Annotated in this window: 10 protein-coding genes and 1 tRNA gene; 1 reads left to right on the top strand and 10 read right to left on the bottom strand. The window is 31.5% G+C overall.

All coding sequences use genetic code 11. From position 1 onward, the window contains the following. Nucleotides 1-60 precede the first annotated feature (60 nt). Entirely contained in the window at nucleotides 61-1,314 is a 1,254-nt protein-coding gene (locus N2251_RS11550) for a UDP-N-acetylmuramoyl-tripeptide--D-alanyl-D-alanine ligase (protein ID WP_260586847.1), read from the top strand. Here the strand turns inward: N2251_RS11550 and N2251_RS11545 are convergent. The 10 genes from N2251_RS11545 to N2251_RS11500 all read right to left on the bottom strand — a co-directional run bounded on the left by N2251_RS11545 (nucleotide 1,311) and on the right by N2251_RS11500 (nucleotide 13,324). Further along, nucleotides 1,311-2,165 (bottom strand): N-acetylglucosamine kinase, encoded by an 855-nt coding sequence (locus N2251_RS11545; RefSeq protein WP_260586846.1) that lies wholly within the window; start codon nucleotides 2,163-2,165, stop codon nucleotides 1,311-1,313. The two genes, N2251_RS11550 and N2251_RS11545, sit on opposite strands and share 4 nt — an antisense overlap. Next, nucleotides 2,165-4,078, bottom strand: a complete 1,914-nt coding sequence (locus tag N2251_RS11540; RefSeq protein ID WP_260586845.1) for a polysaccharide biosynthesis protein — start codon at nucleotides 4,076-4,078, stop codon at nucleotides 2,165-2,167. The genes N2251_RS11545 and N2251_RS11540 overlap by 1 nt, the downstream gene beginning before the upstream one ends. A gap of 30 nt (nucleotides 4,079-4,108) precedes the next feature. Next, nucleotides 4,109-4,624: a DUF2892 domain-containing protein gene (locus N2251_RS11535; protein ID WP_260586844.1), complete on the bottom strand. Its 516-nt coding sequence runs from the start codon at nucleotides 4,622-4,624 to the stop codon at nucleotides 4,109-4,111. A 57-nt stretch (nucleotides 4,625-4,681) separates the two neighbouring features. Then, the gene (locus N2251_RS11530; RefSeq protein ID WP_260586843.1) at nucleotides 4,682-7,828 is read right to left on the bottom strand and encodes a cytochrome c biogenesis protein CcsA; all 3,147 of its coding nucleotides are present in this window, start codon (nucleotides 7,826-7,828) and stop codon (nucleotides 4,682-4,684) included. Nucleotides 7,829-7,934: 106 nt separating this feature from the next. Then, nucleotides 7,935-8,813, bottom strand: a complete 879-nt coding sequence (gene asd / locus N2251_RS11525) for an archaetidylserine decarboxylase (RefSeq protein WP_260586842.1) — start codon at nucleotides 8,811-8,813, stop codon at nucleotides 7,935-7,937. A 4-nt stretch (nucleotides 8,814-8,817) separates the two neighbouring features. Beyond that, nucleotides 8,818-10,881: a methylmalonyl-CoA mutase gene (scpA, locus tag N2251_RS11520; RefSeq protein ID WP_260586841.1), complete on the bottom strand. Its 2,064-nt coding sequence runs from the start codon at nucleotides 10,879-10,881 to the stop codon at nucleotides 8,818-8,820. Further along, entirely contained in the window at nucleotides 10,874-12,223 is a 1,350-nt protein-coding gene (locus N2251_RS11515; protein ID WP_260586840.1) for a methylmalonyl-CoA mutase subunit beta, read from the bottom strand. The genes scpA and N2251_RS11515 overlap by 8 nt, the downstream gene beginning before the upstream one ends. Beyond that, nucleotides 12,223-12,540: an FtsB family cell division protein gene (locus N2251_RS11510; RefSeq protein WP_260586839.1), complete on the bottom strand. Its 318-nt coding sequence runs from the start codon at nucleotides 12,538-12,540 to the stop codon at nucleotides 12,223-12,225. Before N2251_RS11510 ends, N2251_RS11515 begins: the two co-directional genes overlap by 1 nt. 1 nt (nucleotide 12,541) lies before the next feature. Beyond that, the gene (udk, locus tag N2251_RS11505; RefSeq protein WP_260586899.1) at nucleotides 12,542-13,147 is read right to left on the bottom strand and encodes a uridine kinase; all 606 of its coding nucleotides are present in this window, start codon (nucleotides 13,145-13,147) and stop codon (nucleotides 12,542-12,544) included. A gap of 103 nt (nucleotides 13,148-13,250) precedes the next feature. After that, nucleotides 13,251-13,324 (bottom strand) — tRNA-Thr (locus tag N2251_RS11500). Nucleotides 13,325-13,499: the final 175 nt, after the last annotated feature.

Below are 13,499 nucleotides of genomic sequence, written 5' to 3'. Positions count from 1 at the left end.
ACAAAATAATACAATAAAAAACCTCATTGAAATTCAATGAGGTTTTTTTATTTTTACAACATGGAGATAGCAGATTTATATAAGTTATATATTCAACATGGTTTAGTTGATACGGATACTAGAAATATTAGAGAGAATACCATTTTTTTTGCATTAAAAGGAGAAAATTTTAATGGAAACAAATTTGCTGAAGAAGCCGTAGCGAAAGGCGCTGATTTTTCAGTTATTGATGAGGTAGCATATAAAACTTCAGAAAATATAATTTTAGTTGAAGATGTGTTAAAAACACTCCAAGAATTAGCAAGATATCACAGAGATATGTTAGGGATTCCAATTATTTCTTTAACAGGAAGTAATGGTAAAACGACAACGAAAGAGTTAATTAATGCTGTATTATCATCAAAATATAAGACAACAGCAACAATAGGTAATTTGAATAATCATATTGGTGTGCCGCTAACATTATTATCTATGACGGCAGCAACCGAAATTGGTATTGTTGAAATGGGGGCAAATCATCCTAATGAAATTGCTTGTTTATCAGAGATATCAAATCCGGATTTTGGATATATAACCAATTTTGGAAGTGCACATTTAGAAGGTTTTGGTTCTCTAGAAGGGGTTGTTAAGGCAAAATCGGAGTTGTATGATTTCTTAATTAGTAATGAAAAAAAAGTTTTTGTTAATCCAGAAGATTCTATTCAATTAGTTAAAACTACAAAAGCAACTGTTGTTTTATTTAATGAGTCTATTGTTTATATAAATGCAAATCCGTTTGTTAAATTATCATTTGATTCACTAGAAATACAAAGTAATTTAATTGGTGCTTATAATTTTTCAAATATTGCTGCAGCGATCACTATCGGTCATTATTTTAAGGTATCAAAAGAGAAAATAAAAGAAGCAATTGAAAACTTTATTCCATCAGATAATCGATCTCAGGTAATTGATACGGATAATAACAAGATTATTCTTGATGCGTATAATGCAAATCCAACGAGTATGAAAGCCGCTTTAGAAAGTTTTAACGATCTTGAAAGTAGACATAAAACTATTATCATTGGTGATATGTTTGAATTGGGTGATTACAGCGTTAAAGAGCATCAAAATATAGTAGATTTAGCTACAGAATTTAAATTTGATTCAGTCTTTTTTATTGGAGAGCACTTCCATAAAACAGAAACAAACTATCTTAAGTTTTTAGATTTTGAGGAGTTGAAAGAACATCTATTAAATAATCCAGTAAAAAAAAGCATTATTTTGATAAAAGGATCAAGGGGAATGGCTTTAGAGAGAATTGTTTCACTTTGTTAAAAAGTGTTCTTTTGGTGAAATTTGACTAAATCATCAATAGGACGTTGTATTATATCGGTAATGATTAGATTATTTTTTAATGCTACCTCTTCTAAAAAATGGCTAAAATAATAAGCAATAGAGCCTATGAAGTAAAGAGGTGTTGAGGATTCTTTGTTATAAGGCAATATTTGATATTTGAAATATTTACGAAATCCTTTCTTTATTAGTTTTTTTATGTATTTATCATTTTTGTATTCAAACATAAATTCAGCAAACGAAGCTAAATACATATTTGGATTTGGTGTTTTATATAAGTTGATTTTAACGAAATCAATCTCAAGATTAAATTGATTAGCAAATATTTTAGCTAAGTTTTTAGGCATTTTTTGATAGTAGAAATCTCTTAATAATCGTTTACCAAAATAATTACCACTAGCTTCATCCATAATTGTATATCCCAGTGATGGATGAATTTTGTTTATAGAGGTTCCGTTATAATAACAACTGTTGGACCCTGTTCCTAAAATACAAACAATGGCAGGCTTATTAGCAGTAGCTGCGTAAACAGCACCTAAAAGATCTTCTGAAATAGTGATTTTTGCATTAGGGAAAACTATTTGTAATACGGCTTCTAAAATCTGAATAGATTGTGGCGATCCACAACCTGCTCCGTAAAAATAAATCTCTTGTACTTTCGATTTTATAGCAATTAATTCAGGCGTTTTCTCGATTCGATGTAATAATTGATTCTTTAAAAGAACTGCAGGATTTAAGCCTAATGATTTAGCTCTAAAAAGCTCTTTTTTATCATTTTTATTAAGAGCAATCCAATCTGTTTTTGTTGAACCTCCATCTGCAATTAAAATCATTAAATGGTTATTTTTTTTGTTGTATTATCTAACTTTTCATAAATAGAATTGTTGGACTTGTATTCAGGAACAATGTCTTTTACAAGTTGTACTGTCTTTTGATTATTAAGCTCTTGATTAGATATACATAAATTAGTGATTTTATCGATAATAAAGTGAGCGTCTATTTTTTGGTTTTTAGCAATCATTATTTTTTCATGATACGTCGGAGTAGTATTTTCTCCATCAGCTAAAAGTTCTTCATATAGTTTTTCCCCAGCTCTTAAACCTGTTATTTTTATACCGATATCTTCAGGGAAATTTAATCCAGATAAATGAATCATTCTTTTTGCGATTTCATATATTTTAACAGATTTTCCCATTTCAAAGATATATATATCACCACCATTTCCCATAGTACCAGCTTCAAGGACTAAACAGCATGCTTCAGGGATAGTCATGAAATAACGTGTTATATCTTTGTGAGTAACCGTTAAAGGACCTCCGTTTTCAATTTGCTTTTTAAAAAGAGGAATAACGGATCCGTTTGAACCTAAAACATTTCCAAAGCGAGTTATTGTAAATTTAGTTTCATGATCGGTAGCATTGCTTAAGCAACTAATGTACATCTCAGCAACTCTTTTTGTTGCTCCCATAACATTTGTCGGATTTACAGCATTGTCTGTAGATACCATAACAAAACGCTCTACATTATGCTTTATAGCCAAGTCTGCTATGTTTTTGGTGCCTCCAATGTTTATCTTAACAGCTTCGTAAGGACTCATTTCCATTAGAGGAACATGCTTGTAGGCGGCGGCATGAAATACTTTTTCAGGTTTGTATTGCTCAAAGATTAGACTCATCCTTTTTTTATCTCTTACATCAGCAACTATAGAAGTGATATTTTGTCTGTTTTTTTGAACCAGTTCTTGCTGAAGGTCATATAAAGCAGATTCAGCTTGGTCAATTAATACAAGGTGTTTATGATTATATGAACTTAGTTGCCTTGAGATTTCAGATCCAATAGATCCAGCAGCACCAGTAATTAAAATTACCTTATTATTAACATCTCTTTTAATTATTGGATTGTCTATAGAAATTGGTTTTCTGTCTAGTAGATCTTCTATTTTTATAGTTTTAATTTGATTGGCTTCTAAATCGCCATCAATCCATTTAGCAAGCGGTGGTACAATCTTAACTTTAACACCTAAATCTAATAAATTATCAGTAAGGTAAAGTAGTTTTTCAGATTTTATATTTTGTATAGAAATAATAATTTCATCAATGTTTTTACTCTTAATAAACTCTTTATTTAACGTTTTACTGTTGTATATTTTAATACGGTTAATTTTTTTACCTGCTTTCTTTTCATCATCATCGATAAAGCCTAATATTTCATATTTATTCTTGCTATCCCTGTTTAAAGCACCATAAGTTATTAATCCAGAGTCTCCAGAACCATAAATTAAGACATTTGTAATCGTATTTAGTTCTGTTGAGATAATCTCAAAAAAAGCTTTAAAAATATATCGACTAATAACTAAAACCAGAATAGAAATTAGATAATGAATAATCACAATCGATTTAGGAATGGTAAAGTTAGGGAATACAGAAAATCTATTGTTAATCAAAACAATACTTATCGTAATCGTAGAGAGTAAAGTTACTCCAGTAAAGACATTAAAAGCATCTCGAGTTCCTGTATGTCTTACAATACCTTTATAAGATCCAACCGTAAGAAAACTAATTAAAGCAATGATACCTATAAAAGGAATTTGATAATATAAACTTTTTTTGTCAAAATCTAATGAAGCATTAAACCGAACAGCATATGCTAAAATAAAAGAGATACATATTAAAATGAGATCTACAATTAAAACAATCCATCGAGAAGCATATTTTTCAAAAGCTTTTAAAAAAAAAATCTTTAGCATTAATTGTTTATTTATAGTACGAAATAAAAATTATATTTTTTTCATTTGTTGTTTCATCATTTGCATTTGTTCTTTTAACATGCCGTGCTTATCTAATTTTTTAGCCTCTGTCATTAAATTAGTAGCTTCACGCTTTCTGCGTTTCGTCATTGCTATTCCTGCTAATTGTAATTTTGCCATTGCTAAATCATGATCCATACCTAAACCTAACTTAACAGCCTTTTTTAAAAATTTTTCTGCTTGTGTTATGTTGGTTTGACTTAACATAATCCCATGTAAATAATTATAGTAACCTTCTTGTTTTTGAATTAACGCGGTAGATGGGTTTTTAATGTAATCTAACCATTTTTTAGCGCCGTCAAAATTCTGTTTACGTAGTTGCATGAAGGCAAGTAGTATAAATTCGTTTTTAAAATAAAAGAAAACGAAAATACCTGCTAGTAAAAGTATCGAAATTCCATTCATTATATGAACTTGAGCAAACTCGTAAATAGCCCATAAAGTTATCAATCCTGCAAATCCTAATTTTATATTTTTATTGAACATGTTTTTCTTTTTATAAACGTGTAAAAGTACATTTTTTATGTTAAAATAATAAGGTGTTTATTTTTTATAAAACTTTTTATATTTAAGCCAAGCGAATAAACCAAGGATAAAAACAAAAGTAATAGAGTAATAAACTGAGGTAGGTGTAATTACCTTGTCACCACTGGCATATGAATGTAAACCTGATAAATAGAAATTCACACCAAAGTAAGTCATCATTATTGATGCAAAAGCGATAACCGTCCATAAATTAAAAGTATATCTACCTCTTAATCCAGGAATTAAACGCATGTGTAAAACAAACGCATATACCATGATTGAGATCAACGCCCAAGTTTCTTTTGGATCCCATCCCCAATAACGTCCCCAGCTTTCGTTCGCCCACATTCCACCTAAAAAAGTACCAATGGTTAACATCACCAATCCAACAGTTATAGACATTTCGTTGATGATTGTTAATTCTTTTATATGAAGATCTATTTTCTTCTTATTTTTTGCATTGGTAAAAATCATTAAGAATAAACTAAATATTCCTAAAATCATACCTAAAGAAAAAGGTCCGTAACTAGCTACAATAATTGATACATGTACTTTTAACCACCAAGAGTTTAATACAGGTTGAAGATTTGCAATCTCTGGATCTAACCAATTCTGACTTGCAAAAAACAAAGTAATAGCAGTTATAAAAGTAGCCGCAGCAATTGTTAAGGTTGATTTTCTTCCAAGTATCAATCCAAATAACATGGTTGCCCAAGCAACAAATACGATAGACTCGTATGCATTACTCCAAGGAGCATTTCCGCTAATGTACCATCTAGAAAGCAATCCTAAAGTATGTAAAATAAAGAAAGCAATAATAACAGCGATTAATACTTTAACTACAGAATTTATCCATTTTTTAGTTGAAAAAATTTGAGTAATCAAAAAGATAATTAAAAGCACACTAGATAATCCGAAGTACTTAATCAAACGATTAAAAACATCGAATTGATTATAGGCAATCTCTAATTCAATTTTATCTTCTGATGGATATACTTCTTTTCCGAATTTTTGCTGAAATTTTTTAATTCCACCTAAAACTTTATTTGTTTCGGTATAGTCTCCCGATTTTCTTGAAACTTGTAAAAGTTGCATGTAAACAGGTAGTGATTGACGAACAAAAACCGAGTCGGTTCCTTTAAAACCAGCATTTAAAGTTTCTGGTTGCGACACCCATTTATTATTGTCATCATTCGGTATTGGGTAAATACGTAACATACCGCCACCTAAAGTTTGTGATAATAACCAAACTCTTTGTTCTACTTTAACAAGGTCAGTTTCAAACTTGTTTTTTACATTTTTCTTTTGCGCCTCAGTAACTAATTTTCCTATTTTAGAAGTTCCTTTAGTGTCGTAAAAGTCAATAAATCTAGCATATTTAGCATCTTTAGCTACACCCAAAAGTTCTCTTATTTGTGTATTTCCTTTTTCTAAATAAACAAAAGGAACATTCAGCCAAAGCATCGGCATTTCAGTAATAGAAAGCAACACTTGTGTCGGGTTCATTCCTTTAAAGTTATTGGTATGTGCTACTTTTCTAACCAGTTCAGAAGCTAAAGTGTGGGCTGGCTTCATTCTACCACCAACATCTTGTATTACTAATGAGCTGAATTTGGTGGTATGTTCAAGGCTCGCTTTGTTACTCGTTAAAATAGAGTCTATTTGTACTTCTGAAAGTTGTTTTGGTTTGTGTGGCGCATTATGTTGACTAAAAGCACCAAGTGAAAACAATAATAGAATTACAGATAAGCCTGCTTTTTTAACTTTTACTTTTTCTAATGATTTTTTTAAGTCGTCAAAGCGTGTGTTTTTAATAAATAGTATACAGATTAACCCGAAAAATAATAAGAAATATCCAATGTAGGTAATCCAAGTACCAACGAAATCATGATTTACAGATAAATGTGTTTGTTCATGTTCACCATCAATTTTATAACTAGATTGAAATAATTTATACCCTTTGTAATCTAAAATATTATTCATAAAAATTCTAAAATCAAAAGTTTCTTCTTCAGCTATAACCGTAATTTCACTTGCGTAGGCAGCAGCACTTTCTGAACCAGGATATTTTTCTAATTGAAAGTCATTTAACTTCACTTTAAAAGGCGTGTATCGTTTTTTAGCACCATACCAAGCCCTAAAGTTTAAATCGCCAAGGCTAAATTCTTCAACATTGTCAACATTAAATTGACCTCCATAAAATTCTACTCTTTCGGTTTCATCGTTTGCAGTGATGTCAAAAATAACAGTATCATATTTTTTATTGTCTTTTTCTCCAGCAAGCGTTTTCATAATCCCTTTTTCAGGAGATTTCGGAATTACAAACTGCAATCCTTTTATGGTATGTAGTGTTAAGAACTGAAAGTGTTGTGCGCTATCTTTAACAATCTGACCTTTTTTTTGATCAGCCATTCTAAGCCAATCACCATTATTTTTAGAGACCATTTTTAAATTATCTCCTTCGTAATAAAAATTAACAGAAGCATTGTTTTCAGGCACATCGAAACTAACAAGTATGTTATGAATATTTTGAGTGGTTCCTCTTTTTATATAATGTTCGTGTCTGCTTCCGCTAGAACTTTCTACTAAAAATAAATGTTCAACACCGTTTTCATCTAAAACAAGTTTCTTTTCAGACCACGGAATATAATCAACCAAGTTAAATGTTATTTCGTGTTGCTTTCCATCTTTTTTAGGTTGAAAAATTTCTGTAAATTTAGCAGAATTACTTCCCCAAGCAGAAAGAAGTAGTTTGTTGTTGGTTTCTTTTTGAAACTCGTTATTATCAACAACAACATTTAAGTAATTGATGTCAGAAAAAAAAGTGTTTGTCGTTTCTCCTTCATCAATAATCATAATTCCTTCATGGCTTATGTAACGAGTAACCCCCGCACCAATTAAAATCAATAAAAAAGAAGCGTGGAAAAGTAAAACCCCCCACTTTTCTTTTCTGTATAAACGGTATCTGAAAATGTTTCCAAAAAAATTGATTACAAAAAATCCCATAATCAATTCAAACCACCAAGTGTTATAAACTAGCGCTTTAGAGGTTTGTGTTCCAAAATCATTTTCTATAAAAGTGGCTACTCCCATAGCGATGGCAAATACGAAAAATAGTACTGCAGTTAAACGGGTAGAGTAAAGAATATCTAATATTTTTTTCATCTGTAAATCAGCTAAGTGTAAAACTTCGCAAATTTACGGATTAATGCGCTAATAATTCTGTGATTTAAGCGATTTTTAAAGAAAGTAAACGTTAAAATTGAATGATTTATAATCCTATTTTTTCACCCATTTTAACAAAGGTTTCAATACGGTTTTTAGTGTTTTTTATAATGTCAGCATCAATTGTTAATTTATCTTTATCAACAAGTAGTACAATTGTAGATCCTCCAAAAGAAAAATAACCCATTTCATCTCCTTTTTTTACGGATTGATTAGCGTTGTAGGTTTCAATAATGGTACCTACCATTGTTGCACCAACAGGAGCTACGATGATTTCTCCTTTTTCTTCGGATGATAAAATGCAGTACTCACGTTTGTTTTCGCAAAAAACTTTGGTAAAATTTGATGCTAAGGCGTACGGTGAAACTGAAAAATAATCTCCTTTTATTTTTATCATTTCTGAAGGAGTTCCGCTATATGGAAAATGATAACGATGATAATCGTTTGGTGCTAACCGTAAAATAATTAGTGATGAGTTTTTGTGCTTTTCCGCTAATTTATCATTTCCTAAAAATTCTTTTAAGGTGAATTTTCGTCCTTTTATAAAAAAATCATGAATGTCTGCAATGTTTTCGAAGGCTAACATTTTTCCGTCACCAGGTGAAACAAATCCGTTTTCAATAGGGCGAGCGCTTGGTTTTAGTGTTCTATAAAAGAAATCGTTAAACGAAGTGAATTCTGAAACTGTTTTTTCAGCTTCATCAATATTGATGTCTAGTTGTTTAACAAAACCTTTAATTTTTTTTACAGAAGAAGGTTTGTTCATCTTTTTACCGTACCAAGCAGATAAAAACTTGCGCTTGGCAACGGGTAAAACAGCCATTTTCCCGAACGGATTATTGTAAAGTAGTTTTAAGAAAACTTCACCAGGCGGAGTTTCGGTGATTAAATTGCCAGATTTTCTATCGATGAATTTTATTTTCATAGTTTTATTCTTCTATACTATCAATTAAAATAGTTAACATGTCAATAGCAGCTTGTGCAATTTTGGTTCCAGGACCAAAAACACCTACAGCGCCTGCGTCAAATAAGTATTGATAATCTTGTGCAGGGATTACTCCGCCAACAATTACCATAATATCTTCACGTCCATATTTTTTTAACTCAGCAATTACTTGAGGAACTAATGTTTTATGACCTGCCGCTAATGATGAAATTCCTAAAATATGAACATCGTTTTCAATAGCTTGCTTGGTTGCTTCTTGCGGAGTTTGAAATAAAGGGCCAATATCTACATCAAAACCTAAATCGGCATAACCGGTGGCAACTACTTTTGCGCCACGATCATGACCATCTTGGCCTAGTTTGGCAATCATTATTCTTGGTCTTCGTCCTTCTAGTTCCGAAAATTTATCAGCAAATTCAATTGCTTTTTTAAATAACTGATCGTCTTTTATTTCTTTACTATACACGCCCGAAATTGTTTTATGAACTGCTTTATGACGCCCAAAAACACTTTCTAAAGCGTCAGAAATCTCACCTAAAGTAGCTCTGTTTTTAGCAGCTTTTACCGCTAAGTCTAATAAGTTTCCTTTATTGGATTTGGCACATTCAGTTAAATGGTTTAAAGATTGCTGAACGGCAACGTTATTTCTTTTTGATTTGATGTCATTAAGTCTTTCAATTTGCGACAAACGTACTGCTTCATTATCAACTTCTAAAATATGTAAAGGATCTTCTTGTTTCAGTTGGTATTTATTTACACCTACAATTACATCCTGTCCGCTATCTATCTTTGCTTGTTTTTTAGCAGCAGCTTCTTCAATTCGCATTTTCGGAATTCCTTTTTCAATGGCTTTTGTCATTCCGCCTAATTCCTCAACTTCTATAATTAATTCCCAAGCTTTGTTGGTAATATCTTCAGTTAGTTGTTCTACGTGATAGCTTCCTGCCCAAGGGTCAACAGTTTTTGTAATATGGGTTTCTTCTTGTAAATATATTTGTGTGTTACGTGCAATTCGTGCAGAAAAATCTGTAGGTAAAGCAATTGCTTCATCTAAGGCGTTTGTGTGTAAGCTTTGTGTGCCTCCAAAAGCAGCAGCCATGGCTTCAATAGTTGTTCGAGCTACATTGTTAAAAGGATCTTGCTCTGTTAAAGACCATCCGCTTGTTTGACAGTGTGTTCGTAAAGCTAAAGATTTTGGATTTTTAGGATTGAATTGTTTTACGATTTTAGCCCACAACATTCTGGCTGCTCGCATTTTGGCAATTTCTACAAAATGATTCATTCCTATTGCCCAGAAAAAAGATAATCTCGGCGCAAATGTATCAATGTCCATTCCTGATTCTAATCCTTTTTTAATGTAATCTAATCCATCAGCCAAAGTGTATGCTAGTTCAATTTCGGCAGTTGCACCTGCTTCTTGCATGTGGTAACCAGAAATAGAAATTGAGTTATATTTCGGCATAAAATCCGAAGTATATTTAAAAATATCAGCAATGATTTTCATTGATGGAGTAGGTGGGTAAATGTACGTATTACGCACCATAAATTCTTTTAAAATATCGTTTTGAATGGTTCCTGATAACAACTCCGGCGCAACACCTTGTTCTTCGGCAGCAACAATATAAAAGGCAAGAATTGGTAAAACGGCTCCGTTCATAGTCATTGAAACCGACATTTTATCTAACGGTATTTGGTCGAATAAGATTTTCATGTCTTCAACCGAATCGATTGCTACACCTGCTTTACCTACATCACCCTGTACGCGTTCATGATCTGAATCGTAACCACGGTGTGTTGCTAAATCAAAAGCAACAGAAAGTCCTTTTTGCCCGGCTGCTAAGTTTCTTCTGTAAAAAGCATTACTTTCTTCAGCAGTTGAAAATCCGGCGTATTGACGAATAGTCCAAGGTCTTCGAACATACATTGTGGAGTAAGGGCCGCGTAAATTCGGAGCAATACCAGCAACGAAATCTTCATGTTGTTTGCTTTCAACTTGTGATTTTTGACTTTGGTCTAATTGTATGTTTGATACGTTTTTTCTACTCATCTTGTAAACGTTCTTGTTCTAGCTTTTCAGCTAATCGTTTTTGAATAATCGGCTGGATGAGTGTCTTTTCGTTTCTGATTTTCATAAACGGAAAAAGCTCCAAATCATTCTTCATTTTATCGTTGTCGTTCTGAATTTTATTAGTTCCCAATAAAACTAATTTACCAGTATCGAACTTTGTTTGTTCTTTCTCAGCAGCATCTTTAATTTTTCGCTGTATGATTCCTTCTTTAAGTTGCTTTAGAAAACCACCACCTTTTTCGATAGTTTTAAATACTTCTAAAGAATTATGCGCCAATTGTTGTGTGATAGCTTCAATATAATAAGCACCGTCTGCAAAATTCTGAGCATCTGAAAGTTCGCTTTCTTGTTGTAAAATCAATAACTGATTTCTAGAAATGCGCTCACCAAATTCATTCGAATGATGAAAAATATCATCGTAAGAAATATTACAAACCGTGTCAGCTCCACCTAAAATAGCACTCATACATTCTGATGTAGTACGAAGCATGTTTACATTATAATCATACAATGTTTTGTTGCGTAAGCTAGGTTGTGTAAATAAATGCGTTGTATTGTTTTTAATAGCGTACTCTTTTAAAAGTGATGCCCATAAAATTCTAAAAGCTCTTAGTTTTGCTATTTCAAAGAAATAGTTACTGCCTACAGAAAAATTAAAATGTATGTTATTTGCTATTTTACTTCCGAAGTGATTTAAATATTCATTTGCGTGCGCAAGTGCGTAGGCAAGTTGTTGTGTATTATTTGCTCCAGCATTTTGATAGGTAGTAGCATTAATACAAATAGCATTCGGAACATTATTTATGATTTTTTCGAATTCTTTGTGATCATTATTTAAGTTCGTAAACCAGTTACCGGTACTTGCTAAATTGCCAATAATATCAATATTAAAATAACAATTATCTGAAGCTATATAATTTGATAATTCAATAATGAATTTAGCGTCTAAAAACTTTACTTTAAAATAAAGAACGGTGTTTTTAAGATCTAAATCTTGAAGTAATGTTTTGTAATCAAATTTAGTTTTTGCTTTAAACTCTATAGATTTTGCGCCTCTTTTTAAAGAATCGATTGCAAAATAATTTGCTTTTTTCTCGTCTTCAACATAAATAGACTGACAAATATTGAATCCCTTTTTAGGAGTTGCTATTGTTGTTTTTGTTTGATCTTCTTTTGTGTAAAAAGGTTTCACTGTAATGCCTTCGTCAGTTTTCCAAAGAAGCGTGTCGTTATAATCAGCACCTTTAAGGTCTACCTGTATTTTTTGTTTCCATTCGGCAGCACTGATTTCCTTGAAGTCATTAAATAAATAAGTACTCATTATTTTTGTATGGTGTCAAATTCGATAATATAAATATCTTCATTTTCTTTCTTCATCAAGTATTTTTCACGTGCATAGCGTTCTAGTTGAAGAGAATCTTGAAGTTTTTTTATAGTTTCTTTGTCTTTATTAATTTTATTCTTGTGATAATTTATCCAAATTTCTAGTTCTTCAATTTCTTTGTTGAACTCTCTATGGGTAAGATAAGAATTTTCATCAAAAAAAAGCATCCAAACAACGAATATGGTTAAAATAATAACATAAATGTTTGTTATTATTTTAAAAGAAGGCTTGTTTTTTATTGATTTTAAATTCATGTTACAGGCGGTCGCTAATTACGGTTCTAACAATATCTATGGCAACAGTATTGTGCCTGTCGTTAGGAATTATAATATCAGCATAGTTTTTTGTTGGTTCGATAAATTGTTGATGCATTGGTTTTAAGGTGCTTTGATATCTGCTTAAAACTTCATCGATATCTCTACCTCTTTCTTTTATATCTCTACGAACACGCCTTATTAAGCGTTCATCAGCATCAGCATGTACAAAAACTTTTATGTCACAAAGATTTCTTAGTTCTTTACTATTAAAGATTAAAATTCCTTCAACAATAATAACTTTTCTGGGGTGTGTTTTTATAGTGTCTTTCGTTCTATTATGTGCTACAAAAGAGTAAATAGGTTGTTCGATAATCTTACCGTTCTTTAAGTCGCTTAAATGATGAACGAGTAATTCGAAGTCGATGGCTCTGGGATGATCAAAATTTATTTTTGTGCGTTCTTCGTAGCTAAGGTTATCGGTTTGACTGTAATACGAGTCTTGCGATATAATACATACTTCATCTTGTGGTAGCTCATTGATTATTTGATTTACTACGGTTGTCTTTCCACTTCCTGTTCCGCCAGCAATACCGATTACAAATATATTTTTCATTGAGTTTTATTAAAGTGAATTGTTAAAGCAAATTTAGTGAAATATGTGCATAAAAAAAGCGCTAACTTAAGTTAGCGCTTTTTGTTTTTAATTGAGCCGATGAGAGGACTCGAACCTCCGACCTGCTGATTACAAATCAGCTGCTCTAGCCAGCTGAGCTACATCGGCCTGTTGCCTTTAAAAGCGATGCAAATATATCATGTTTTTTGAATCTGCCAAAAGTTTTTTTAATTTTTTTTAAGAGGATATTTGTTGGGGTTTTAAAGGAGTTTGTTAAAGGTTTGATTTATAAAAAAGTAAGTGATTTTTTATGTCGAAAAAATATTTTTTTTATTGTGGAAAT

This window comes from Tenacibaculum haliotis (genome assembly GCF_025215075.1).
In the GTDB taxonomy this organism is placed as follows: Bacteria; Bacteroidota; Bacteroidia; order Flavobacteriales; family Flavobacteriaceae; genus Polaribacter; species Polaribacter haliotis_B.
The sequence above is the reverse complement of the archived record's forward strand: the minus strand, read 5'-3'. Positions and strand labels throughout refer to the sequence as shown.